This window comes from Staphylococcus sp. FSL W8-0305 (genome assembly GCF_037966415.1).
GTDB lineage: Bacteria > Bacillota > Bacilli > Staphylococcales > Staphylococcaceae > Staphylococcus > Staphylococcus aureus.
Genome location: NZ_CP150198.1, coordinates 1,302,011 through 1,325,298, shown reverse-complemented (window position 1 = coordinate 1,325,298; position 23,288 = coordinate 1,302,011). Strand labels below are relative to the sequence as shown.

Genomic DNA, 23,288 nt, shown 5'->3' with positions numbered 1-23,288 from the left:
TCGCGATCATTTTATCATCTCCAAATATTTTAGGGATGAGGCTGGGACATTAAGTTCTTAGGCAATGTAAAAAAGCTGATTTCTATTAATTATTTGATGGAAATCAGCTTTTTTGATATTTATTTTATAATGTACAGCTCGTTGAGCTGCTATTTTCCTTATATTAAGTGCCATTAATACAAAACCTAGCTCTCGTTTAACTTTATTTATTCCTCGAACTGACATTCGAGTGAAACCCAAAATAGCCTTCATAAATCCAAAAACAGGCTCTACATCAATTTTTCTTTGACTATAGATTTTTTTCGTTTCTGGTTCAGAAAGCTTTTGATTAATTTGGGCTTTAAAGTATTCCCAATTATAATTCTTCATGATTTTCTTATTGGATTTCGAATTTGGCTTCATGCATTGTTGCCTCAAAGAACATGCTGAACAGTCATCGCATTCATATAGTTTGAAGTCACGTTTAAAACCATATCTATCATTACGGTATGCATATCTTTTAAAACCTATTCTTTTGTTATTAGGACATATAAATTCATCATTAAGTTCGTCATATTTCCAGTTTTGAGTGTTAAAAATGTCACTTTTAAACTTTCTCGTTTTATCTTTAATAAACATACCATACGTAATAAGTGGCGTTTTATTAAAATCATCTATAATAGCCATATAGTTTTGCTCACTACCATAACCTGCATCAGCTACAATATACTCCGGTAAATAACCGAAGGTATTTTGAATCATTGTTAAAAATGGAATTAAAGTTCTAGTATCTGTCGGGTTTTGAAATAGGTCATAGGATAAAACAAATTGAGAATTTGTCGCTATTTGTAAATTGTATCCTGGCTTAAGTTGGCCATTTTTCATATGGTCTTCCTTCATTCTCATAAAAGTTGCATCATGATCAGTTTTAGAAAAGCTATTTCTATCTTTAAGAATCGATTTTTGTTCTTCATATTTACTTTTTCTTTCGGAATAATCATCAAATTTCTTTTTGAACTTCTTAATCTCAGTTCTTTTTTTACGGGTCTGTTTTCTAATTTGAGTACAATCTTCGTTCTGAATAGAATGATTTAAATCTTCGATTTCTTTATCTAAATGACTACCAATTAAATCTATTTCTTCTATTGTTAAATCGCTATCTCCATCTTCTTTTATCTCTGGTATTATTTTTTCTTCAACTAAGTCACGATATAATGCTTTTGAATTTTCGTTCAATTTCGATTCGTGATTTTGAATACTTTTCTTCCACACAAATGTATACCTATTGGCATTAGCTTCTACTTTTGTACCATCAATAAAAATTGAATTATCATCAATAAGATTTTGCTTTAAACATTGACTATGAAACTGAATAAATAAAGATTCAATTAATGCATCAGTATTAGGATTTACTCTAAAACGATTAATAGTTTTATAAGAAGGTGTTTGATTTTGAGCTAACCACATCATTCGAATACTGTCATGAAGTAATTTCTCTATTCTACGACCAGAAAATACAGATTGAGTGTATGCATATAAGATAATTTTTAACATCATTTTTGGATGATAGGATGTTGCGCCACGATGATGTCTGAATTCATCGAATTCGCTATCAGGTATCGTTTCAACAATTTCATTAACATATCGTGAAATATCATTTTGAGGAATTCTAACAGAAGTTTCTATTGGTAGTGTAAGTTGGGTCATGTTATAATTTTTATACATAAGGCACCTCGTTAATTTAGTTTAGTGGTATTTATTAAATTATACGAAAGTGTCTTATTTTTTTAAAGTATTTCAAAGTAAAATTACATGTTAATACGTAGTATTAATGGCGAGACTCCTGAGGGAGCAGTGCCAGTCGAAGACCAAGGCTGAGACGGCACCCTAGGAAGGGATCCGTCATCAAAAATTCTATTTATAGAATTTTACAGTAATGTGCCAGACGGGCAAAGCGAAGCCATTCAATACGAAGTATTGTATAAATAGAGAACAGCAGTAAGATATTTTCTAATTGAAAATTATCTTACTGCTGCTTTTTAGGGATTTATGTCCCAGCCTCTCCGTAAATTGCACACATATAGTACCTATTTATCCTTCACTCTCATCAGTCGCAAACTATTTAATGCTACCAAAATAGTGGCTCCCATATCGGAAAGAATCGCAATCCAAAGGGTTAGCCAGCCTGGAATAACCAATAGTAAGGCAATTATCTTAATTCCGATGGCAAACGTGATGTTCGCTTTGATGATATTTAGCGTTTTCCTGCTAAGTCTTACTGCAAATGGAAGCTTACTTAAATCATCTCCCATTAATGCAATATCAGCTGTCTCGATGGCAGTATCTGTTCCAGCACCGCCCATTGCAATGCCAACAGTGGATGCAGCAAGTGCAGGAGCATCATTGACGCCATCGCCAATCATAGCTACATTACCATGCTCGGCTTTCATTTTTTTAATATAGTCCAACTTATCCTGTGGCATCAATTCGGACTGAATATCAGAAACGCCTACATGAGCACCGATTGCTTCTGCGGTACCTTGATTATCACCTGTCAGCATAATTGTTTGCTTGATTCCTAACTGATGAAGTTTTTGAATCACATTTTTACTTGTTTCGCGGACCTCATCTGCTACAGCAATCACGCCGAGGATTGTTTGGTCCGTTCCAATAATCATGGCCGTTTTCCCTTGGTTTTGTAAAACTTTCACTTTATTTTCAAACTCAAGGCTAAAATCGGAAACATTTAATTCTTTAAAAAGCCTTGGACTGCCAATGTAATAGGTTGTTCCATCTATATTCCCTTGAATGCCCTGACCTGTAATAGAAGTGAAGTCCTCCACTCTAACATCGGAATAAGTAATATTATCTTGCTCTGCTTTCTTCATTATTGCTGAAGCAAGTGGATGTTGTGATCGATATTCTAAAGCTGTAATAATGGAAAACAGCTCTTTTTCTTCCACTTGATCATTTAACACTTTAAAATCTGTTACCACTGGTACACCTTTTGTCAGTGTTCCTGTTTTATCAAATGCGATTGCCTTAATGGCTCCTAATTCCTCTAGATAGACACCGCCTTTAATCAACACACCTTTTTTAGCTGCATTTCCAATTGCCGAGACAATCGAGATTGGAGTAGAAATAACTAATGCACACGGACATCCAACTACAAGTACCGCTAATCCTTGATAAACCCAAGTATCCCAACTTCCACCAAAGAATAAAGGTGGAACGACTGCAACGAGCGCCGCAATAACCATAATGATCGGCGTATAATATTTCGCAAATTTATCTACGAATGCTTGCGCTGGAGCGCGCTCCCCTTGTGCTTCCTCAACCAGATGAATAATCTTGGAGATAGTTGTATCCTCTACGTATTTGGTGATTTTTACTTCAAGTAGTCCCTCTTCGTTAAGCGTACCTGCAAATACTTCATCATCTACCGTTTTGGCAACAGGGACAGATTCTCCTGTTATAGCAGCCTGGTTGACAGCCGACACACCATTTATAATGATCCCATCCATGGCAATTTTCTCCCCTGGTTTGACGATCATAATATCACCCACGGCAATATCGTCCACATGGATCATTATTTCCTGACCATTCCGCATAACAAGTGCTTCTTTTGGGGCAATATCCATCAATGAACGAATGGACTGTCTTGCTCTATCCATAGAAAAACGTTCAAGTGCTTCACTGATTGCAAAGAGAACGACAACAATGGATGCCTCTGCCCATTCACCAATGATGGCAGCTCCAATAACTGCTACGGTCATCAGGGTTTTCATGTCGAAATCAAAGCGTATCAAATTTTGAAAACCAACTTTAAATAGTGAATATCCGCCAATTACAATCGAACCTACAAATAACATGGAAGTTACAAGGTTATCTTCTCCATTTACAAAGTGAGAAAGGTAACCAAAAGCAATCAGTAATGTGGCAAACAGCAATGTGCTGTGTTTTTTATAAAACGGTATTTTCTCTTCTTTAGGAGCCTTAGTGTCTTCTTTGACCGCTTGCATCGATGAATTCGCTAGTTTTTCGGGAAATACCTTAAGATTCTCGAAAGCACCTGCTTTTTCAAGCTCTTGAACCGATGCATTTCCATATACATCAATTTTGGAAGCGCCAAAGTTCACTTTTGCATCCTGAACTCCAGCTAGTTGTTTTACATTTTTTTCAAACTTCCCAGCACAATTCGCACACGAGAAACCCTCCACACGGTAAACCTGTTTATCTTCTGTTAATGTTTTTGCTGAACTATCCAATACTAGCAACCTCCCTTTGATACAAGAAAGCTTTTTCTACAAGCTGTTTAACATGCTCATCATCTAGTGAATAATAGACTACTTTTCCTTCTTTACGGTATTTTGCTATACCTAAATTTTTCAATAATCTTAAATGATGGGATGCCGTAGCCGTTGAAGATTCAATGATATTAGCTACATCACAAACACATAACTCTCCCTCTAAAGACAAAACATAAGCAATTTTAACTCTTGTATCATCTGATAGAGCCTTAAAAACTTTCGCTACATCCATAGGATTCTGTTTAGCAAGGTCTTTTTTAGCCCTGTTTACCTTATCTTCATGAATATAGGTAACTTCACACATATCTTTTGTCATAATTATCCTCCTTATTCAAATGACTGTTTGTTTGATGATTATAATATATCCCACCATAAACAAATAGTCAAATGATTGTTTGAATGATATATAATTAATATTAAAAAGGATTGATTTCTAATGTTAGAAACCAATCCTTTCGGAGATTTTAACCAAATTTTAAAGTATCTTAAACATAACTGCCCCGTTAGTTTAAGTGCATCCTTTCACAATCTGTCTACAGATTAATAATTAAAACTACTCTTTATTATACAGATCTCCATATAATTTTTGAATTTGGTTCTGTAATTTTTTATTTTCTTTTTTTAATTCCATAACCCTTCTTTTTAAGGTTTTTATAAGGATTTCCTCCGAACGAGAACTTTTCTTGGGTTTTGAGACTACATTTGATGTTATTTGACGCTCACGAAGGGATTCGATTCTTTGCCTAATATCGTGTTCCTTATAAAGCCATGATTTAGAAACATTAGCTTCCTTTGCTATTGAATTAAAATTAATAGCTTTACCTTCAATCGAAAATTTAGAAATCGCTTTGTCTACTTTTTCCCTTGTCTTTTGTGATTTCTGCTTCGCCAAACGTACAATTTCTGTTGTATTTCTAACTTGTTTATCCATTGATAATTACCCCGTCAAACTTCCAATGATTTGTTCGGTTCTGTTGCAAAGTTAGAAATATAGTATAATAGTCAACAAAAATGAGGTGCAGAGGATGAATTATTTCAGATATAAGCAATTTGACAAAGATGTCATTACTGTAGCCGTTGGCTACTATCTAAGATATGCATTAAGTTATCGTGATATATCTGAAATATTGAGAGAACGAGGCATCTATGTTCATCATTCAACAATTTATCGATGGGTACAGGAATATGCTCCTATTTTGTATCAAATTTGGAAGAAAAAGAATAAGCAAGCTTATTATAAATGGCATATAGATGAGACGTATATCAAAATTAAAGGGCAATGGAATTATTTATATCGCGCTATTGATGCAGATGGCCATACACTAGATATTTCGTTACGTAAGAAACGAGATAATCACTCAGCATATACGTTTATTAAACGTCTTATTAAACAATTTGGCAAACCTCAAATGATAATTACAGACCAAGCCCCTTCAACGAAGGTGGCAATGTCCAAAGTGATTAAAGATTTTAAACTTACCCCCAACTGTCATTGTACCTCTAAATATTTAAATAATCTCATTGAACAAGATCATCGTCATATCAAAGTAAGGAAAATAAGTTATCAAAGTATCAATACGGCAAAGAATACGATCAAAGGCATTGAATGTATTTATGGACTATATAAAAAGAACCGCAGATCTCTTCAGATCTACGGGTTTTCGCCATGCCGTGTAATTAGCATCATGCTAGCTAGTTAATACGAAGTATTATTTTAAACATAAGGTTAGACACTTATTTTTTAACTTTGCAACAGAACCTTTTAAAAGATATGCATACCGTAATAATAGATATGGTTTTAAACGTGACTTCAAACTATATGAATGCGATGACTGTTCAGCATGTTCTTTGAGGCAACAATGCATGAAGCCAAATTCGAAATCCAATAAGAAAATCATGAAGAATTATAATTGGGAATACTTTAAAGCCCAAATTAATCAAAAGCTTTCTGAACCAGAAACGAAAAAAATCTATAGTCAAAGAAAAATTGATGTAGAGCCTGTTTTTGGATTTATGAAGGCTATTTTGGGTTTCACTCGAATGTCAGTTCGAGGAATAAATAAAGTTAAACGAGAGCTAGGTTTTGTATTAATGGCACTTAATATAAGGAAAATAGTAGCTCGACGAGCTGTATATTATCAAATACATTTAAAAAAAGCTGATTTCTATCAAATAATTAATAGAAATCAGCTTTTTTACATTGCCTAAGAACTTAATGTCCCAAGCTCGTATGGTTCTTTATAGATGCTTTATTGATTAATTAATAAAAAGCTTATTGCAAAATATGTTTTTAGGTAACTGTAATTTAGTGATTTTATCATTAACAGTACCAAATTAGCATATGATGTAATAAGCTTTTTGTTTATAAAAATGTATGAGAATGTTTTTTCGAAATATTTCTTTCAATGCGTAATCCAATAGGCATAACTATAAATGAAAATATAATAAATACCCAATTGCTTACCTGAATATATGGTCCAAAGGCAAGTAATGATTGTGGAATAAAGAATACATAGAAAAATCCTACAATTAGTAGAATGATTGCTAAATAGGTGAATATCCATATCCAATTTGAATTGTTAAAACACTGCAGTTGAATTGTTTTAAAACTAAACCATATAAATAAAAAGACAATAAAGAATCCAACGACTACTGAAAACGGGAATGAAACAAAATATAAATTACTTCCACTTTTTTCCATGAAAAATCCTAAAAATCCTTTGAGAAAACTAACAATACCAATTAATAGAACGATGTGCTGATATATATATTTAAAAATATTTTTAAATGTTTCATTAGGCATCGCTTTTAGTTCTTTTATTGCATGTGCTTTTGGGTCGTGATTGAAAAAATCTAAGGCTAATAAACCATGTTGTTCTGCGCTTAATAATTGTTTAAGTATACGGTTAATAATTAACTCTGTATCATGAGGATTGACGCGAAAGTCAGAGCGCATATAAGTCATATAATTCTCGAAGATTTCTCTATCAGTATTGCTTAATCTTAATGATTTAACATTATTTTCTTTTGTTAATTGCGCAGTACTTTTCATTGTTACTAAAGCGCTCCTTTAAAAATGTTTAATTCCAAACTAAAATGGAAATGATTTTATAGTATTAATAAGGTCAATCATATCATATTAAACGCATAAATATAACGATTAATATTGGAGAAGAAAATGAGGACACTTAATAAAGATGAACATAATTATATCAAGCAAATAGCTAATATACATGAGACATTATTGTCGCAAGCAGAATCCAACTATAAATGTACTAAACTGAGTATTGCTCTTAGGTACGAGATGATATGTTCAAGATTAGAACATACAAATGATAAAATTTATATATATGAAAATGAAGGTCAATTAATAGCGTTTATTTGGGGACATTTTAGTAATGAAAAAAGTATGGTTAACATTGAACTGCTATATGTTGAACCACAATTTCGCAAACTGGGAATAGCTACGCAACTGAAGATTGCGCTTGAAAAATGGGCAAAAACTATGAATGCAAAGCGAATAAGCAGTACAATTCATAAAAGTAATTTACCAATGATATCTTTGAATAAAGATTTAGGTTATCAAGTGAGTCATGTAAAAATGTATAAAGATATTGATTAGAATTAGGATTATGTTGCTAATTCATGTTAAAATTAAAAAAGATTTAATGACGTTAAGGAGTTTTATATGAAGAAATTAATCATCAGCATTATGGCGATCATGCTATTTTTAACAGGTTGTGGTAAAAGCCAAGAGAAAGCCACTCTGGAAAAGGATATCGATAATTTACAAAAAGAAAATAAAGAATTAAAAGATAAAAAAGAAAAGCTTCAACAAGAAAAAGAAAAATTAGCAGATAAGCAAAAAGACCTTGAAAAAGAAGTGAAAGATTTAAAACCTTCAAAAGAAGATAACAAGGACGATAAAAAAGACGAAGACAAAAATAAAGACAAAGATAAAGAGGCATCACAAGATAAGCAATCAAAAGATCAAACTAAGTCATCGGATAAAGATAATCACAAAAAGCCTACATCAACAGATAAAGATCAAAAAGCTAATGACAAACACCAATCATAATTGAATTGCTTACTTGTTATAGATGAAAGGTACAGCGTTTTAAACCTTATTTTAAGGGTATGTATTAATTAAAATGTGGTCATGATTGAAACAGAACGTAAAAATAGACAACGTAATTAATAAAGGAGAGAAACGGCATGCATGAACAAGATTTTAGAATTTTAGAGGGTCAAGATATTACTTTGCCAGAATTAGGTAGAGAATTAGAAAATATTACAGGACGCACGATTGCTGATTCTACTGGCGAAATTAAGCGTGTAATTGCACATTTACCAAACTTTGAGTCCGATACAGATACTTTTGTTGCTACATATCGTTTAAACCATCAACAAGATTTTATAGATGCAACTTTTACTGCGCTGAAATCAGATAGAGCACGTTTAAAAGAAGTGCCAGTTCATGTTGAACTTATAAGCTATATTTCTAAATCAAAATAAACTGCTATCTAAAACGCAAAGTTGATCAAAATATCGATTTTGTGTTTTTTATTGAGAAATTATATAGGAGTGTCAATCGATGATTTATTGTGAAACAGAGCGTTTAATATTAAGAGACTGGCATGAAGATGATCTGTTACCTTTTCAAAAAATGAATGCGAATTATGACGTACGTAAATATTTTCCAAGTTTATTGAGTTATCGTCGTTCAGAATTAGATATGAGAACTATGGATGCGGTTATTAAAGATTATGGCATTGGATTATTTGCTGTAGAAGATAAAGAGTCCCATCAATGGATAGGCTTTATAGGTTTGAATTATATTCCAGAAACAAGCGATTATCCATTTAAAGAATTACCGCTTTATGAAATAGGTTGGCGCTTGTTGCCAGAATTTTGGGGAAAAGGATTAGCAACTGAAGGCGCAAAGGCAACGTTGAAGTTAGCAGAACAACATCAAATATACGATGTCTATAGTTTTACAGCAGAAGCAAATAAAGCTTCACAACGTGTAATGGAAAAAATTGGCATGACAGTGTATGATCATTTCGAATTACCCAATCTAAGTAAGTATCATTTATTAAAAAGGCAAGTGCGCTATTACATTAATCTTCGAAAGTGAAAATTTATACATAAGCGTAACAAACACCCCTAATATTGTTTAGCTGATGATAACAATATTAGGGGTGTTTGTTTATTTTTTAACCTTAGAATGATTAATCGTATGAACGAGTACCTAGAGGTTTGAAATTTAATATTGATTCTATTAATGATTCCTTAGTGTCGCATAACGGTGCAAGTGCACGATACTTAGGATCAATAAAACCTTCCTCAATCATATGGTCAATCATTGTTTGTAGTGGATTGAAAAAGCCATTAATATTATAAATGGCAATAGGCTTTTCATGGATACCTATTTGAGCCCAACTATACATTTCGAAAAATTCTTCTAGTGAACCTGGGCCACCAGGAGCCATGACAAATGCATCTGCAAGTTCTGCCATTTTATTTTTACGTTCATGCATAGAATCAACTAAAATTAATTCAGTTAAACGTTGGCTTGTGATTTCATGTTCATCTAACATTTTAGGCATGACGCCAATAGCTTTGCCACCATGATCTAATACACCATCTTGAATGGCACCCATAATACCAATTGACCCTGCACCAAATACTAATTCATAACCTTGTTCAGCAAAATATTTACCTAAATCGTATGCTTTTTGTACATATGAAGGGTCATGACCTTTGCTTGCACCACAATAAACTGCGATTCGCTTCATATTAATCCAGCTCCTTAATTCGATGAATGACTCTTAATAGTGATTTTTCAAACACTTTTTGATCTTGCTTTGTAAAAGGTGGGGGACCTTTGTGGCGACCACCTTGTTTTCTAATTTGTGCATTCATATATCGTTTATCTAATAGTTGTTGAATATTTTTGGAATTGTATATCTTCCCATTATGATGCATGACAATTAAGACTTTGTCGACTAATAAACTTGCGAGTCCATAATCTTGAGTGATTACGATATCATCTTTCGTTGATAATTGAACAATTTTGTAATCAACTGCATCTGGTCCATCATCAACATATAATGTTGATACATGTGGGGGATATAATTGGTTCGAAAAATGGCTGAAGCTCCGAATAATTGTCACAAAAATGCCTGTCTCAGTTGTTAAATCTATAATAGAATCAACAACAGGACAAGCATCTCCATCAATAATAATATGTGTCACAATTATGCCTCTGTATTGTTTTCTTTATTTTGTTGAGAGGCGCTTTTGGCAACATAATCTTTATATTTTTTAAATGACTTGATGCGTGCTTTATCAGCTTCTTGTTGGCGTTTTTGTTCTTCTTTGTGTCGTTTTTCAATATTTTTTGTAACTTTTTATTCATTTTAGCGATTTCTTTGCGATTTTTTTCAGCTAGTTTATCGCCTTTTTTCTCAGTTTTCTCATCTAATTTATTAGGTGTTAAGCCTGCTTTTACTTCGTATTTTTGTGACTTTTTCATATCTTTAATACGTTGTATTTCATTCTTTTCGCGGGCTTTTTGCTCTTCTTTATGACGCTTTTCGATATTTTTTTGAAGTATTTTATTCATTTTATCAGCGTCTTTACGATTTTGTTTAGCTAATTTTTCGCCTTTTTTCTCAATATAGGCAGGATCATGTTCTCTAGCAAACTTTTTAAGTTCACGCTTATTTTCAAAATCTTGTTTTTTATCGCCGACATATTCTTTAACATCACTCGCTGTGTTACTGATTGCTGCAGATGTTTTTGAAGCAACTTTACTTGTAGCATCTGTAACTTTTTGTACGTCCGGATGTTGTTTGATACGTTTACGTTCAACAATTAACGGTACCAATACAATTGGTAATACATTAATCATAAATTTGATGACTTTTTTCTTATCCATAGATCTTGCCTCCATAATTACTTTATTAATTTTACATACCCTATGATACATCAATATAAACGATGAGAGTAGTGAATCACTTATAAGTATTTCAGATGTTTTTTCAAAGAAGACAATAAAAACTGCCAATCAAGTGGTTCCTTAATTGACAGTCTATATTTTAAAAGGAAATTAAATACCTTTACCAATGCCAAATCCGAAGTAAAGTATAGCAATAAAGATTACTAATACAATTCTGTAAATGGCAAATGGAATTAATTTGATTTTGTTAATAAGATGCAAGAATGTTTTGATTGCAATTAGTCCAACAGTAAATGCAGCTAAAAAGCCTAAAATATAAAAAGGTATATCAGCAATCTGAATATCTTGATAATGTTTTAATAAAGATAAACCACTAGCCGCTAACATAATTGGAACAGCCATAATAAATGTAAAGTCTGATGCAGCTTTGTGATTTAATTTCATTAATACCCCAGTTGAAATCGTTGAACCTGAACGACTGAAACCAGGCCACATAGCTACAGCTTGAGAAATACCGATGACAAATGCTTGGAAATAACTGATTTGATCTACTGTTTGTGGATTTTTAACTTTAGCTGAGTATTTATCAGCAATAATCATATAGATAGCACCTACGAATAAGCCAATCATAACAGTTGGCACACTAAATAAATGTTCTTCGATGAAATCATCAAATAGTAAGCCTAAAATACCTGCTGGCACCATACCCACTAATACATGTAATAAATTTAAACGTCTTGGCTTTGAACGTCTTTGTTGATTGTTATCTCCTTCAACATGTTTGTGTTTACCAATATGTAAAATCTCTAAGAAGCGTTCGCGGAACACCCATGCTGCTGCAAAGACGGATCCTAATTGGATGACGATTTTAAATGTAAATGCTGATTGAGAACCTAAAAATTCAGATGATTTTAACCACATATCATCAACTAGAATCATATGTCCAGTAGAGGAAACAGGGGCAAATTCCGTTAATCCTTCGACGATCCCTAAGATAATACCTTTTATTAATTCAATGATAAACATAATGTACCCACTTTCATTACTCAATTTAATTTATTTAAATATCAAAATTACCATATCATGATAGCATATTCATTTAAAGACATGCTAGTTATAGTTATAATACTAGACTAAAGATGTATATATTCATTTTCTTTTACATGTAAAACTACAATATTTTATTGAGCTATTTAATTTGATTTTAAGGAAAACCTTTTATAATAGGTTTAGGTGATATAATTGTGAAAAAATTAACAACAATACTGTTTCAATATAAAATTTTTCCGGTACTCATGTTCTTGGTCAGTACTGGTCTCGGCATACTCGTTATAACGCAAAATATTTTAATAGCAGATTTTTTAGCTAAAATTATAAGACATCAATTTCAAGGTTTATGGATTGTATTATTTATTTTATTAGGTGTTTTACTTTTAAGAGCGACTGTGCAATTTCTAAATCAATGGTTAGGTGATACATTAGCATTTAAAGTTAAGCATATGCTTAGACAGCGGGTTATTTATAAAAATAATGGTCATCCAATCGGTGAACAAATGACTATACTCACAGAAAACATTGATGGTCTAGCACCTTTTTATAAGAGTTATTTGCCTCAAGTGTTCAAATCAATGATGGTTCCGCTCATCATAATCATTGCAATGTTTTTCATCCATATCAATACCGCATTAATTATGTTAATAACTGCACCATTTATTCCTTTGTTTTATATTATTTTCGGTTTGAAAACGCGAGATGAGTCAAAAGATCAAATGACTTATTTGAATCAATTTAGTCAACGGTTTTTAAATATTGCTAAAGGTTTAGTGACGTTAAAGCTATTTAATCGTACAGAGCAAACAGAGAAGCATATTTACGACGATAGTACTCAGTTTAGAACTTTAACAATGCGCATTTTACGCAGTGCTTTTTTATCGGGATTAATGCTCGAATTTATAAGTATGTTAGGTATTGGATTGGTTGCATTGGAAGCAACGCTAAACTTAGTAGTATTTCATAATATTGATTTTAAAACTGCGGCAATTGCGATTATTTTAGCGCCTGAATTTTATAATGCAATTAAGGACTTAGGACAAGCATTCCATACTGGAAAACAAAGTGAAGGTGCCAGTGACGTTGTGTTTGAGTTTTTAGAACAACCGAACAATAATAATGAATTTCTATTAAAGTATGAGGAAAATCAAAAACCATTTATTCAGTTAACAGACATATCATTTCGATATGATGATTCTGATAGATTGGTATTAAATGATTTAAATTTGGAAATATTTAAAGGTGATCAAATTGCACTTGTAGGTCCAAGCGGGGCAGGTAAATCAACTTTGACACATCTTATTGCAGGTGTTTATCAGCCAACAATAGGTACTATAAGTATAAACCAGCGTGATTTAAATATAGGAATACTTAGTCAACAGCCATATATTTTCAGTGCTTCTATAAAAGAGAATATTACGATGTTTAAAGATATAGAAAATAATACTGTTGAAGAAGTGCTAGACGAAGTAGGTTTATTAGACAAAGTTCAATCTTTCACACAAGGCATTAATACAATAATAGGTGAAGGAGGCGAAATGTTATCTGGTGGACAGATGAGACGCATAGAACTTTGCCGTCTTTTAGTTATGAAGCCAGATCTCGTTATATTTGATGAGCCTGCAACTGGTTTAGATATTCAAACAGAACACATGATTCAGAACGTTCTGTTTCAACATTTTAAAGGTACAACGATGATTGTCATTGCACATAGAGATAATACAATTCGCCATTTACAACGACGTTTGTATATAGAAAATGGAAGACTGATTGCTGATGATCGCAATATTTCAGTAAATATAACAGAAAATGGTGATGACTTATGAAAACACGACTAAAATTTCAAGTAGATAAGGATTTATTGTTAGCTATAGTTGTTGGTGTTTGTGGAAGTTTAGTTGCGCTCGCCATGTTTTTCTTAAGTGGTTATATGGTGACACAAAGTGCACTTGGTGCGCCACTATACGCTCTGATGATTTTAGTCGTTACAGTAAAATTGTTTGGGTTTTTAAGAGCTATTACTCGATACGTAGAGCGCCTTATTTCTCATAAAGCTACATTTACAATGCTACGTGATATTCGGGTACAGTTTTTCGGTAAATTAGTAAATGTCATTCCTAATGTTTACCGTAAACTGAGTTCTAGTGATTTAATTTCACGTATGATTAGTCGTGTTGAGGCGTTACAAAATATTTATTTACGTGTTTATTATCCACCAGTCGTCATCGGTTTGACAGCGCTAGTTACAGTAATAGTATTGGCGTTCATTTCAATCGGCCATGCGCTATTGATTATGGTTAGCATGTTGTTTACTTTACTCATTGTTCCTTGGTTAAGCTCAAAAAAAGCACGTACTTTAAAGAAACATGCAGCTAATGAACAGGCTCGATTTTTAAATCATTTTTATGATTATAAAGCTGGTATGGATGAACTACGTCGATTTAATCAAATTAATCATTATCGAAATAATTTGATGGCTAAATTAAATCATTTTGATAAATTACAACTTAAAGAGCAACGCTTTTTAACGATTTATGATTTTATATTAAATATTATTGCTATGCTTTCGATTTTTGGTAGTTTAGTTCTAGGATTAATTCAAATTAATGCAGGCCAACTAAATATTATTTATATGACGAGTATAGTTTTAATGGTCTTAACTTTATTTGAACAAGCTGTACCAATGACAAATGTCGCGTATTATAAAGCCGATACTGACCAAGCATTGCACGATATTAATGAAGTGATATCTGTACCTTCTACCAATGGAAATAAACGCCTTAATGATAAGTATGATGCAACGAACATTTATGAAGTTAAGGACGCTAGTTTTAAGTATTGGAACCAGCAAACGTATGTGTTGTCGGATATTAATTTTAATGTTAATAGAGGCGAAAAGATTGCGATTGTGGGTCCTTCTGGTTCAGGAAAAAGTACATTACTACAAATTATGGCAGGGTTATATCAATTAGATAGTGGCTCTATTCGTTTCGAAAATATGGATATGTTTGAAATAGATGACAAAGATAAGTTTGAAGCGTTAAATGTCTTGCTACAATCTCAACAATTATTTGATGGTACAATACGTCAAAATTTATTTACCGATGAAAAAGATGAAGCGGTGCAAGCAATATTTAAGCAATTAGATTTAGAACATTTGGCACTAGAACGTCAAATTGACTTAGATGGTCATACATTATCTGGCGGAGAAATTCAGCGTTTAGCGATTGCGAGGATGTTATTAAAAGATACTGCATCAACGTGGATTTTAGATGAACCAACAACGGCATTAGATAAACAAAATAGTTTGAAAGTTATGGATTTAATTGAAGCACATGCAGAAACATTAATTGTTGCTACACACGATTTAACTTTATTGTCACGTTTTGAGACCATCATTGTGATGATAAATGGTAAAATAGTTGAAAAGGGAAACTATCAACAATTACTCGCTAATCAAGGTGCTTTATGGAATATGATTCAATATAATGCATAAAAAAACTGCTTGATAGGCTAAGAAACCTTTCAAGCAGTTTTTTAACTAACAAGCTTACGCGTGCTAATTGTTTTTCTATTCTTAATAAATTCTAAACATTACTTTAATTGTCATGACAAAAGTTAATTATTTTTCCTTTGTTTCATCAAATGCATGAATGACTTTACCTAATAAGCGATTAAGTTCTTTAACTTCATCTTGAGATAAAGAAGAAGCTGAAGCGACTTTGTCAGATGCATTACTTAATTCTGGTCTAATAGTTTCACTTTTGTCAGTCAAGTGAATAAATACTTCACGTTGATCGACTTCGGAACGTTCACGCTTAATTAAGTCTACTTGTTCCATTCGTTTTAATAATGGTGATACTGTACCAGTATCGAGTGCTAATTCAGTTACGACTTTCTTGACGTTTACAGGAGATTCATCCCATAAAATAGTTAAGACAAGAAATTGTGGGTATGTTAGATTGTACTTCTTAAAAACTTTGTTAGAGTAGTAGCGATTAACTTGTCTTTGAGCATTGTACAAACTAAAGCATAGCTGTTCTTTTAAATTATGTTGATCAGACATTAAAGTTCTCCTCCAGACATACTATCCGTTTTTTTCTCTTTTCGGATTGGTAATCATTAAAAAGTTGATTGTTTATTAATTCACAACTTTCTTTGATTCAATGCCATGCTAAAATTAAAGTATGTTTAAAGTTTAGAAGATATTTTTGATTAAATCAAGCAAAAAGATAATTTAATATATATGTTATCATTTTTAAAAATAACTGTAATAGAAAAGAGAATATAAAATGAAAAATAATAAAGATGAAAAAATAAGAATATCCATAATTAACGGATTTTTGGGTAGTGGTAAAACCACGTTACTGACACATTATATTAGTGAATTATTAAAAAATGATGAGAAAATTAAAATCATCATGAATGAATTCGGTACTGTTGATATCGATAGCAATAGTATTTCAAATGAAATTGAAGTCCATTCATTGATTAATGGTTGTGTTTGTTGCGATCTTAAACAAGAACTTGTCTATGAACTAAAAGCCATTGCTTTAAAAGGGGACGTTAATCATGTCATCATAGAAGCGACAGGCATTGCGCATCCTTTAGAATTACTAGTTGCATGTCAAGATCCGCAAATCGTTAATTTCTTTGAAAAGCCAATTATTTATGGTGTATTAGATGCGACTCGATTTTTGGAACGTCATCAATATACCGAAAATACAGTTTCGCTGATGGAAGATCAGTTGAAACTAAGTGACATGATTATTATTAATAAAATTGATCTTGTAACTGATGACAGTATTGAGAAAATTGATAAGCAATTAAGTTTGATTTGTGCAAGTATTCCAACTTATAAAACAACCTATGGACAAGTTTCGTTGGAAGAATTGGACTTACCTGGTAAAGACAGAGAGATATCGTCGCATCATCACCATCATCATGGGATTAAAAGTATGACTTACACATTTACAGGTCCGATTGATCGTCAATTGTTTTATCAATTTATAATGAAATTATCGGAATCTGTTCTACGTTTGAAAGGTTATGTATCATTTAGAGATCAACCAAATGCAATTTATGAATTTCAATATGCTTATGGTTTACCAGATTATGGAATAATTGGCATGCAATTACCATTAACGATTGTTATTATTGGTGAAACTTTAGATACAAATCACATACGTAATCAATTGGATATGCTACAATTTACGTAAATCAGAAAATGTGTTGTTTCAATTTAACGGAAATAGCACATTAATTTCTTAATACTTTTATTGTGAATATTTTGTGACATTGAGGGATGGAGTGGATGAGATATGGAACAAATAATGATTAATCACTATGTTCATTTTTCTAGGCTTGTACAAGGTTTTTGGCGTGCAAATGAATGGAAGATGACTGCGAAAGAGTTAAATTATTTTATAAATGAATTAGTTGAACGTGGGATTACAACGATGGATCATGCTGATATTTATGGGGATTATCAATGTGAATCACTGTTTGGTAATGCTTTGGATTTATCACCCGAATTAAGAAATAAAATTCAAATTGTTACGAAATGTGGTATCATTTTGCCTTCTAAGCAATTTGATTTTACAAATGGACATCGTTATGATTTGAGTAGTAAGCACATCGTGAAATCTGTTGAACAGTCATTAATCAATTTGAATGTAGATTATTTAGATAGTCTACTCATTCATCGTCCTTCACCATTGATGGATCCAGAACAAGTTGCTGATGCATTAACTAAACTTGTTAAACAAGGTAAGTTGAAGTCATTCGGGGTGTCGAATTTTAATCATTCACAATACCAATTGTTAAATCAATATATTATGAAAGAAAGACTACATATTAGCATCAATCAATTAGAATTATCGCCATATCACGTTGATAGTTTACAAGATGGAACAATGGATTCAATGTATCAAAACCATGTTCAAATCATGGCTTGGAGTCCTTTTGCAGGCGGTAAAATTTTCGACAAGGAAGATATTAAAGCGCAACGTATTATGAAAGTTATTCAATCAATAGCTGACAAATATGGTGTGAGTGACACAGCTGTGATGATAGCATGGTTAGTAAAAATACCGCATCGTATCATGCCGATACTTGGAACAAGTCAGTTAAAGCGTATTGATCAAGCAATCGAAGGGCTGCAACTTAATTTAGATGATCAGTCGTGGTTTGACATTTACACCGCTATTATCGGACAAGATATTCCGTAAACTTATTTACTTTTAAATCATAAAGGAGCATATCATGACAAACGAAGATAAACGTTTCGAACAATTAAGATTTGAACGCAAATTTATAGTTATTCCGTATGTAATTTATGCAGTCATTGTATTACTATTAAATATTTTCTATTCTGATTTGAAAATAACAATGACATTATTCGGACTTTTCTTTGCGTATAATGTAGTCATTTTGTTCATAGCATTTATTAAACATTATAAACGCACATTGTTACTAAGTCTTATATTAACAGTGCTTAGTGGCGCGGCATTCTTTGGAATTATTTATGTTTATGGCATTAATCATTTTTAAATATTAAAAAGAGACTATCTACAATAATCTCATTTGCATTTTATCTAACTAAGTTTAACTTTTGCTTAGAAAAATGATGCTATGAGGATATTCAGTAGATAGTTTTTTTATGATCTAATATTTAAACCTAGATATCGTTTTGTAATTAACCGAGATAACTCATCACCTAGCAATATTATTTACAAAATATTTCGATAAATTTGTGTATTTTGCATAAATCAAAAAAGGATGTTTATAAAAATTGTTATAATTAAATTAAGATTAAACAAAGGGGTGACTGTTATGTCAGAAGTAAAAAAGGTAGTTAAACATGAACAACAAAAGAAAGAAAAGACAAAAAAGCAATACAAGCCATTTTGGATTGTTATGAGTTTTATAATACTTATAGTTGTACTATTACTCCCGGCACCTTCAAGTCTGCCAATAATGGCTAAGGCAGTACTAGCTATTTTAGCTTTTGCAGTTATTATGTGGGTAACGGAAGCTGTATCATATCCGGTGTCAGCAACTTTAATTATTGGTTTAATGATATTACTTTTAGGATTTAGTCCAGTTCAAAATTTAGGGGAGAAGCTAGGTAATCCGAAAAGTGGCAGTGCTGTTTTAGCTGGAAGTGATCTTCTAGGAACAAATCATGCATTATCATTAGCATTTAGTGGATTTGCAACATCAGCTGTAGCTCTCGTTGCAGCCGCATTATTTTTGGCTGCTGCTATGCAAGAAACGAATTTGCATAAAAGACTAGCTCTTTTAGTGCTATCAATTGTTGGTAATAAAACTAGAAATATAGTTATTGGAGCAATTATTGTTTCAATTGTACTTGCATTTTTCGTTCCTTCTGCAACAGCTAGAGCAGGGGCAGTTGTACCAATCTTGCTGGGTATGATTGCAGCATTTAAAGTTTCTAAAGATAGCAAGTTAGCGTCTTTATTAATAATTACTTCAGTACAAGCTGTGTCAATTTGGAATATTGGTATCAAAACGGCGGCAGCACAAAATATCGTAGCGATTAATTTTATAAACCATCAATTAGGATTTGATGTTTCATGGGGCGAGTGGTTCTTATATGCAGCGCCTTGGTCCATAGTTATGTCTATAGCTTTATATTTCATCATGATTAAAGTGATGCCTCCAGAAATTAATACAATAGAAGGTGGCAAAGATTTAATAAAAGAAGAATTGCATAAACTTGGCCCCGTTAGCGCACGTGAATGGCGTTTAATTGTTATATCGATGTTATTATTACTGTTTTGGTCAACTGAAAAAGTATTACATCCGATTGACTCTGCATCCATTACTATTATTGCTTTAGGTGTTATGTTAATGCCGAAAATTGGTGTCATGACATGGAAACATGTTGAAAATAAAATACCATGGGGAACAATTATCGTGTTTGGTGTAGGTATTTCACTAGGTAACGTTCTTTTGAAAACAGGAGCAGCTCAATGGTTAAGTGATCAAACTTTTGGTGTTTTAGGTTTAAAACATTTACCTATTATCGCGACAATTGCACTTATCACGCTTTTTAATATATTGATTCATTTGGGCTTTGCGAGTGCAACAAGTTTATCATCAGCGTTAATACCTGTTTTTATTTCGCTAACCTCTACGTTACACTTAGGAGACCAGTCTATAGGATTTGTTTTAATTCAACAATTTGTTATTAGTTTTGGTTTCTTATTACCTGTTAGTGCACCTCAAAATATGTTGGCTTATGGCACTGGTACTTTTACTGTGAAAGATTTCTTGAAGACAGGTATACCATTGACAATTGTAGGGTATATTCTAGTGATAGTTTTTAGTATGACTTATTGGAAATGGTTAGGTTTGCTTTAATTTAAAATATAAATAAGAATCTAGGTTATTTTAAAGTGACAAAAAGTTTAATAAAATAAAAAGATAATTGAAGGGTGTTTTGTTTATGGCAATAGCTGTGTTATTAAATCGAATGTTTCGAATGGAACACAATCCATTATTTGAATATATTTATCAACAAAAAGAAGACATTGATGCATGTTATTTTATCATTCCGGAAGAGGACATGTCTTCAGCTTCTGATTTGAAAGCACAGTTTTATCGCGGTACTTTGCAGCGCTTTTACCAATCGTTGCACGCAGAAAAGCTCACACCTTATGTCATGTCTTATGACGATATCATTTCATTTTGTAAAGAAAACAATATCTCTGAAGTAGTGATTGCAGGTGATATTATGAGTTATCACCTTGAAGAATATGATATTTTACATCAACGCTCTTTATTCAATGAAGCACGCATTGCCGTTACTTTGATACGTGGGAATCATTACTTTAAAGCGAGTAAAACAATGAATCAACAAGGGGAGCCATACAAAGTTTTTACTAGTTTCTCTAAAAAATGGCGACCTTACTTGAGGCATAGAGACGTATATCACTATGATTTAAAATCATTCGAAGACTTCGTCATTGCATCACCTGATGATTTAGTGTTTGATGACATAGCATTTGGATCCTCACAAATAATTGAACAGAATAAATGGCAACATTTTTTAGATCAAGATATACAGAATTACGAAAGCGGAAGAGACTATTTACCTGAAGTGTTAACAAGTCAGCTAAGTGTTGCTTTAGCATATGGATTATTAGATATTATTGAAATTTTTAATGATTTATTGGCGCGTTATGATGAGGATGAGGCAAACTATGAAGCATTTATACGTGAACTCATTTTTAGAGAATTTTATTATGTGTTAATGACACAGTATCCAGAAACCTCATACCAAGCTTTCAAATCTAAATATCGACAGATAAAATGGTCGCAAAATGAAGCGGATTTTAATGCATGGTGCGAAGGGCAAACAGGATTTCCAATCATTGATGCAGCAATAATGGAATTGACACAAACTGGTTTTATGCACAATCGAATGAGAATGGTTGTGTCGCAATTTTTAACCAAAGATTTATTTATAGATTGGACATGGGGAGAAAAATTCTTTAGAAAGCACCTTATTGACTATGATGCAGCATCAAATATTCATGGATGGCAATGGTCTGCTTCTACAGGTACGGATGCAGTGCCGTATTTTAGAATGTTTAATCCAATAAGACAGAGTGAACGCTTTGATCCTAAAGCTTTGTATATCAAAACATATCTTCCGATTTTTAATCAAATTGATGCTAAATATTTGCATGATACACAACGCAATGAGTCCAACCTTTTTGAACTGGGGATTGAATTAGGTCGTCATTATCCAAGACAAATGGTAGATCATCAAGAAAAACGTACACAAGTTTTAGCTGCATTTAAAGCGCTAGACTAATTCGGCTGAATTGATAGATCAGGCATGAGTAAAATCTGGAGCAGAATTTAAAGTTCTTAAGCAATATAAATAAGCCAATTTCTATTATTGATGTGATAGAAATTGGCTTTGCTCAAATATATAAGTTGTATTTAGTTTTCTTATTAATTTGGTGTTATCTTAGTATGTCCGTAAATAAAGTGAGGTATAGTACGACATACTCTAAAAATGTAGCGAGATAGATATATTTCAATCTAACTTTTATGTTTTGAGGCACTTGCCATTTAGGATATTGTCGTTCGTAATACGACACTTGTTGTATAAATACACCTAGTCCAAATGGTAGCATCATGAGTAAGATACTTCTTAAATAACTTAAACCAATATCATGCCATATGTGTCCAATAATCAATTGAAAGACAATGATAGATACTATTAAAACGATTATATTTATTGTCACTTGTTCAAACGCACTCCTTTTCCAAATAATAGAATTGCTGCTTGCATCACAACCATAAAACATACAAACATAGCAGTTTTAAGCGTTAGACTTTCTAGAATGTGATTTAGAACATGTAAGGGTTCATTAAAGAAATAAACGGAATGTAAGCGTAAGAAACGACCAATATAAATTCCGAATCCATTTAAAAACATTAGTACGACAACAATTAATCTATTAAGCCAACGGTGAGAAGTCAATGTTAGTATTTCAAAATAGATTAAAATCATCACATAAACCGCTAAGAAGACACCAAGCAGTAAATAGGTAAAGTATTTCCACTCACCTAAATTTAGTCCTGCGTAAAAGTTGAATTGAAATTGGTTCAAATGGATTAAATCAGTTACCATATAAAATGTATTTGGTAAAAGTAACACAAATATAAAACTATATATGATAAAGAGTGGCCATTCATACTTTTTATTCGGTTTGAATAATCGTAATAATAGACTAAGCTCAAAAGGTATATATGCTAAAAACAAATTTAAAGTCATAAATTGAAAAATTTTAGTCTCAAAAAGGGAGACGATAAATAATATTAAAAAGTAAATTCTAGCGATGTATCGAGATTGCATCAATAATAAACACTACTTTCTAATGAAAAAAGTTATTCATTCAAATGTGATAGTTATAAACGCATTCAAGTCCTAATTAAAAATT

At 32.2% G+C, this 23,288-nt stretch carries 23 protein-coding genes and 2 pseudogenes; 13 read left to right on the top strand and 12 right to left on the bottom strand.

The window, feature by feature from the left end; translation table 11 throughout:
• Positions 1–57: 57 nt before the first annotated feature.
• From NST10_RS06540 to NST10_RS06525, 4 genes are all read right to left on the bottom strand, one after another.
• Complete coding sequence (locus tag NST10_RS06540) at positions 58–1,704, bottom strand: IS1182-like element ISSau3 family transposase (RefSeq protein ID WP_061641398.1); 1,647 nt, start codon at positions 1,702–1,704, stop codon at positions 58–60.
• Between the two features lie 362 nt (positions 1,705–2,066).
• The gene (gene cadA / locus NST10_RS06535) at positions 2,067–4,247 is read right to left on the bottom strand and encodes a cadmium-translocating P-type ATPase CadA (protein WP_160199962.1); all 2,181 of its coding nucleotides are present in this window, start codon (positions 4,245–4,247) and stop codon (positions 2,067–2,069) included.
• Positions 4,240–4,605: a metalloregulator ArsR/SmtB family transcription factor gene (locus NST10_RS06530; RefSeq protein WP_000159128.1), complete on the bottom strand. Its 366-nt coding sequence runs from the start codon at positions 4,603–4,605 to the stop codon at positions 4,240–4,242. The genes cadA and NST10_RS06530 overlap by 8 nt, the downstream gene beginning before the upstream one ends.
• 237 nt (positions 4,606–4,842) lie before the next feature.
• Positions 4,843–5,220 (bottom strand): DUF6262 family protein, encoded by a 378-nt coding sequence (locus NST10_RS06525; RefSeq protein ID WP_000361064.1) that lies wholly within the window; start codon positions 5,218–5,220, stop codon positions 4,843–4,845.
• Between the two features lie 94 nt (positions 5,221–5,314).
• Here NST10_RS06525 and NST10_RS06520 point away from each other — a divergent pair, with 94 nt between their 5' ends.
• Entirely contained in the window at positions 5,315–5,989 is a 675-nt protein-coding gene (locus NST10_RS06520) for an IS6-like element ISSau6 family transposase (protein WP_001105942.1), read from the top strand.
• A 61-nt stretch (positions 5,990–6,050) separates the two neighbouring features.
• A pseudogene (locus NST10_RS06515) lies at positions 6,051–6,497 on the top strand (transposase); the annotation flags it as partial.
• A gap of 154 nt (positions 6,498–6,651) precedes the next feature.
• Here the strand turns inward: NST10_RS06515 and NST10_RS06510 are convergent.
• Positions 6,652–7,341 carry a DUF1129 family protein gene (locus tag NST10_RS06510; protein ID WP_000842865.1) on the bottom strand — a complete coding sequence of 230 codons (690 nt, stop codon included), beginning with the start codon at positions 7,339–7,341 and terminating at the stop codon, positions 6,652–6,654.
• Between the two features lie 126 nt (positions 7,342–7,467).
• Between NST10_RS06510 and NST10_RS06505 the strand changes: the two genes are divergently transcribed.
• From NST10_RS06505 to NST10_RS06490, 4 genes are all read left to right on the top strand, one after another.
• Positions 7,468–7,911 carry a GNAT family N-acetyltransferase gene (locus NST10_RS06505; protein ID WP_001259673.1) on the top strand — a complete coding sequence of 148 codons (444 nt, stop codon included), beginning with the start codon at positions 7,468–7,470 and terminating at the stop codon, positions 7,909–7,911.
• A gap of 66 nt (positions 7,912–7,977) precedes the next feature.
• Positions 7,978–8,367: a hypothetical protein gene (locus NST10_RS06500; protein ID WP_000733427.1), complete on the top strand. Its 390-nt coding sequence runs from the start codon at positions 7,978–7,980 to the stop codon at positions 8,365–8,367.
• A gap of 137 nt (positions 8,368–8,504) precedes the next feature.
• The gene (locus NST10_RS06495) at positions 8,505–8,804 is read left to right on the top strand and encodes a hypothetical protein (protein ID WP_000545116.1); all 300 of its coding nucleotides are present in this window, start codon (positions 8,505–8,507) and stop codon (positions 8,802–8,804) included.
• A gap of 79 nt (positions 8,805–8,883) precedes the next feature.
• Entirely contained in the window at positions 8,884–9,426 is a 543-nt protein-coding gene (locus tag NST10_RS06490; RefSeq protein WP_000638614.1) for a GNAT family N-acetyltransferase, read from the top strand.
• A 94-nt stretch (positions 9,427–9,520) separates the two neighbouring features.
• On the opposite strand, the gene NST10_RS06485 is transcribed toward NST10_RS06490, so the two are convergent.
• The 4 genes and pseudogenes from NST10_RS06485 to NST10_RS06470 form a co-directional block, all read right to left on the bottom strand.
• On the bottom strand, positions 9,521–10,087 hold the full coding sequence (locus NST10_RS06485) for a TIGR00730 family Rossman fold protein (protein ID WP_339211955.1): 567 nt from the start codon (positions 10,085–10,087) through the stop codon (positions 9,521–9,523).
• Position 10,088: 1 nt separating this feature from the next.
• Positions 10,089–10,547: a YaiI/YqxD family protein gene (locus NST10_RS06480; RefSeq protein ID WP_000148821.1), complete on the bottom strand. Its 459-nt coding sequence runs from the start codon at positions 10,545–10,547 to the stop codon at positions 10,089–10,091.
• A 2-nt stretch (positions 10,548–10,549) separates the two neighbouring features.
• A pseudogene (locus NST10_RS06475) lies at positions 10,550–11,232 on the bottom strand (hypothetical protein).
• Between the two features lie 171 nt (positions 11,233–11,403).
• Entirely contained in the window at positions 11,404–12,279 is an 876-nt protein-coding gene (locus NST10_RS06470) for an undecaprenyl-diphosphate phosphatase (protein WP_000469883.1), read from the bottom strand.
• 218 nt (positions 12,280–12,497) lie between these two features.
• Between NST10_RS06470 and NST10_RS06465 the strand changes: the two genes are divergently transcribed.
• Together NST10_RS06465 and NST10_RS06460 are read left to right on the top strand one after the other, a co-directional pair.
• A complete protein-coding gene (locus tag NST10_RS06465) occupies positions 12,498–14,129 on the top strand; it encodes an ABC transporter ATP-binding protein/permease (RefSeq protein WP_000737163.1) in 1,632 nt (543 codons plus the stop codon).
• Positions 14,126–15,799, top strand: a complete 1,674-nt coding sequence (locus NST10_RS06460; protein WP_000857616.1) for an amino acid ABC transporter ATP-binding/permease protein — start codon at positions 14,126–14,128, stop codon at positions 15,797–15,799. The genes NST10_RS06465 and NST10_RS06460 overlap by 4 nt, the downstream gene beginning before the upstream one ends.
• A gap of 126 nt (positions 15,800–15,925) precedes the next feature.
• Here NST10_RS06460 and mgrA read toward each other — a convergent pair whose 3' ends face one another.
• Entirely contained in the window at positions 15,926–16,369 is a 444-nt protein-coding gene (gene mgrA, locus NST10_RS06455; RefSeq protein ID WP_001283444.1) for an HTH-type transcriptional regulator MgrA, read from the bottom strand.
• A 226-nt stretch (positions 16,370–16,595) separates the two neighbouring features.
• Between mgrA and NST10_RS06450 the strand changes: the two genes are divergently transcribed.
• The 5 genes from NST10_RS06450 (at position 16,596) to NST10_RS06430 (ending at position 22,150) form a co-directional block, all read left to right on the top strand.
• Complete coding sequence (locus tag NST10_RS06450; protein ID WP_000794424.1) at positions 16,596–17,522, top strand: GTP-binding protein; 927 nt, start codon at positions 16,596–16,598, stop codon at positions 17,520–17,522.
• Positions 17,523–17,624: 102 nt separating this feature from the next.
• Positions 17,625–18,533 carry an aldo/keto reductase family oxidoreductase gene (locus NST10_RS06445; protein ID WP_000435104.1) on the top strand — a complete coding sequence of 303 codons (909 nt, stop codon included), beginning with the start codon at positions 17,625–17,627 and terminating at the stop codon, positions 18,531–18,533.
• 34 nt (positions 18,534–18,567) lie between these two features.
• A complete protein-coding gene (locus NST10_RS06440) occupies positions 18,568–18,855 on the top strand; it encodes a hypothetical protein (protein ID WP_000180420.1) in 288 nt (95 codons plus the stop codon).
• Positions 18,856–19,137: 282 nt separating this feature from the next.
• Entirely contained in the window at positions 19,138–20,691 is a 1,554-nt protein-coding gene (locus NST10_RS06435; protein WP_000005632.1) for a DASS family sodium-coupled anion symporter, read from the top strand.
• A gap of 85 nt (positions 20,692–20,776) precedes the next feature.
• Entirely contained in the window at positions 20,777–22,150 is a 1,374-nt protein-coding gene (locus tag NST10_RS06430; protein WP_000952030.1) for a deoxyribodipyrimidine photo-lyase, read from the top strand.
• A 154-nt stretch (positions 22,151–22,304) separates the two neighbouring features.
• Here the strand turns inward: NST10_RS06430 and NST10_RS06425 are convergent, their stop codons facing one another.
• Both NST10_RS06425 and NST10_RS06420 read right to left on the bottom strand, forming a co-directional pair.
• A complete protein-coding gene (locus NST10_RS06425; RefSeq protein WP_000154465.1) occupies positions 22,305–22,589 on the bottom strand; it encodes a hypothetical protein in 285 nt (94 codons plus the stop codon).
• The gene (locus NST10_RS06420; protein ID WP_001191871.1) at positions 22,586–23,203 is read right to left on the bottom strand and encodes a DUF1361 domain-containing protein; all 618 of its coding nucleotides are present in this window, start codon (positions 23,201–23,203) and stop codon (positions 22,586–22,588) included. Before NST10_RS06420 ends, NST10_RS06425 begins: the two co-directional genes overlap by 4 nt.
• Positions 23,204–23,288 lie beyond the last annotated feature (85 nt).